The 2,627-nt window shown below is 32.2% G+C and carries 4 protein-coding genes; all 4 read left to right on the top strand.

Going from position 1 to position 2,627, the window contains the following annotated elements:
• Positions 1-346 (top strand): sulfotransferase (locus ABGX27_01780; GenBank protein MEO2068226.1); only part of this gene is annotated, 346 nt, incomplete at its 5' end.
• 4 nt (positions 347-350) lie between these two features.
• Positions 351-1,499 carry a UDP-galactopyranose mutase gene (glf, locus tag ABGX27_01775; GenBank protein MEO2068225.1) on the top strand — a complete coding sequence of 383 codons (1,149 nt, stop codon included), beginning with the start codon at positions 351-353 and terminating at the stop codon, positions 1,497-1,499.
• A gap of 14 nt (positions 1,500-1,513) precedes the next feature.
• The gene (locus ABGX27_01770) at positions 1,514-1,687 is read left to right on the top strand and encodes a hypothetical protein (protein MEO2068224.1); all 174 of its coding nucleotides are present in this window, start codon (positions 1,514-1,516) and stop codon (positions 1,685-1,687) included.
• A 104-nt stretch (positions 1,688-1,791) separates the two neighbouring features.
• Positions 1,792-2,627, top strand: an 836-nt coding sequence (locus ABGX27_01765) for a glycosyltransferase family 2 protein (GenBank protein ID MEO2068223.1), incomplete at its 3' end; no start/stop codon positions are given.

Below are 2,627 nucleotides of genomic sequence, written 5' to 3'. Positions count from 1 at the left end.
TCCTCTTATAGTCGTTCAAGATATATACAGATTTTTAGAAGTTGATGATTCGTTTGTTTCTATAAGTATTGGAATGAAGTTTAATGTCTCTGGTGTTCCAAAAAATAGATTTTTGCACCATTTTTTAACACAACCTAATCTTTTGAAGAGTGCTATTAAGCCTTTCGTGAAAGCTTTGATTCCTAAAGATGTAAGGCAAAAAATTCAGACTAAATTGATCCAGAAAAATCTTGAAAAGCCACAAATGAAAGCAGAAACAAGAGAATATTTAAAGAACCTCTATGAAGAAGATATATTACGGCTGCAAGAATTAATAAAAAGAGATCTATCTCATTGGCTGGAGTGAGATAATGTTTGATTATATCGTAGTAGGTTCAGGATTTGCTGGAAGTGTTATTGCAGAAAGAATTGCAAGTGTTCTGAATAAAAAAGTTTTAGTAATAGAAAAAAGGAACCATATAGGTGGTAATTGCTACGACTACAGGACTAAAGAGGGGATAATAGTTCATAAGTACGGACCACACCTCTTCCACACAAACTACAAAGAAGTTTTTGATTACCTTTCTAACTTTACAAATTGGCATATATACCACCATAAAGTTTTAGCATTCATTGATGGGAAAAAGGTTCCAATTCCTTTTAATTTAAATACTCTTCATATGGTATTTCCTAACTCTTTAGCAAAGAGAATAGAGGAAAAACTTTTAAGTAGGTTTTCTTATAACTCTAAAATACCTATTCTTGAACTTAAGAAAGAAAATGAAAAGGATCTCAAATTTCTTGCTGAATACATTTATGAAAAAGTGTTTATAAACTATACTGCCAAGCAGTGGGGAATGAAACCTGAAGATATAGATCCCAAAGTTACTGCAAGAGTACCAGTATTTGTAGGAAGAGATGACAGATACTTTAATGATAGATATCAGGCTGTTCCTGTCGATGGTTATACAAAGATCTTTGAAAGAATGCTTTCTCATCCAAACATAAAGCTTTTATTAAACACGGATTTCAAAGAAGTTATGAAAGTGGATTTAGAAACCAAAAAAGTCTATCTATTTGGACAGGAATTTAAAGGAAAGGTAATATTCACAGGAATGATAGATGAATTGTTTGAGTATAAGCTTGGAGAACTACCGTATCGTTCACTTGATTTAAAATTTGAAACATTGGAAACAGAATATTTTCAAGAAGTAGCAACTGTTAACTATCCCAATGATTACGACTTTACAAGGATAACAGAATTTAAACATATTCATCCTGTAGAAACTAATAAAACAGTTATTCTTAGAGAATATCCCAAAACTTATAGAGTAGAAAGAGATATTCCTTACTATCCAGTCTTTACTGAAGAAAATAGAGAAAGATATTATAAGTACAGAGAACTTGCTAAGCAATTTGATAATCTTATCTTAGTTGGAAGATTAGCGGAATATCGCTACTATGATATGGACGATGTAGTGAAAAGGGCACTAGAGATATTTGAGGAGAAACTTGCATAAGGGTTTACATAAAAATGGTGAATAAAAAAAGTAGATTGGAAATTGTAGAGGAACTTAAGAATTTAAAAAGGGACCTTTTTGAGGTTGCAAGATTAAAAAATTTCTTAAGGGAAAAATTGAATAGAAATGTTGACTTGGGTTTGTATGATTCTGTGAATCCTTTTATAGAGAGAAAAATAGATGATTAGTGTCTGAAAGTAAAAGAGTATTAGAGCTTTTTTTTGTTCGATGTGGAAGAACTTGAAAATTTATCTTTGTAAGGATGTGAGAAACAATTTATCGGAAAAGGAAAATGAGAGAAAAAAATACAGTGTGTGCAGTTGTTGTAACTTATAACAGAAAAAATCTTCTTATGGAATGTTTAGATGCTTTACGTAAGCAGACAAGACCCGTTCAAGCCATTTACTTAATAGACAATGCATCAACCGATGGAACCCCAGAGTTGCTTTTAGAAAAAGGATATATAGAGAAACTCCCTCCCAAGGATTTAACCGAACCTTGGGAAAAAGAATTTGAATTAAAAAATCTAACAGATGGACAGTCTATCAGATTTCACTATGTTCGTATGCATGAAAATACTGGTGGTGCTGGTGGTTTCTACGAAGGAGTTAAAAGGGCTTATGAAAAAGGATACGATTGGCTATGGTTGATGGATGATGACACTGTAAGTGAGAAAGAAACCCTTCTTAAGTTGCAGGAAAAAAGTAGTATTTTAAATGAGAAAAAAATAGGGTTTATATGTAGTAAAGTAGTTTGGACAGATGGAACCCCTCACTTCATGAATCTTCCAAGCGTAAAACCCATTATCAATGGAATTCCCTTTAATTTTTATGAGGATAAAGAAGTACTAGTAGTGGAAAGTGCATCTTTTGTTTCTCTTCTAGTTAACAGAAAAGTTATAGAAAGAGTAGGATTACCATTAAGAGAGTTCTTTATATGGGCTGACGACGTTGAATATACCTTAAGAATAACAAAGAGTGGTTTTTTGGGATTATACGTTAGAGATAGTATCGCTATTCACAAAACAAAGACTAACTATTCAGCGACAACAGTATACGATTGGAGATTCTATTATAACGTTAGAAACTGGTTGTGGATCTATAGGCTGCATTATAGAAAAAAATATAT

It is taken from the genome of Desulfurobacteriaceae bacterium (assembly GCA_039832905.1).
Classification (GTDB): domain Bacteria; phylum Aquificota; class Aquificia; order Desulfurobacteriales; family Desulfurobacteriaceae; genus Desulfurobacterium.
The sequence above is the reverse complement of the archived record's forward strand: the minus strand, read 5'-3'. Positions and strand labels throughout refer to the sequence as shown.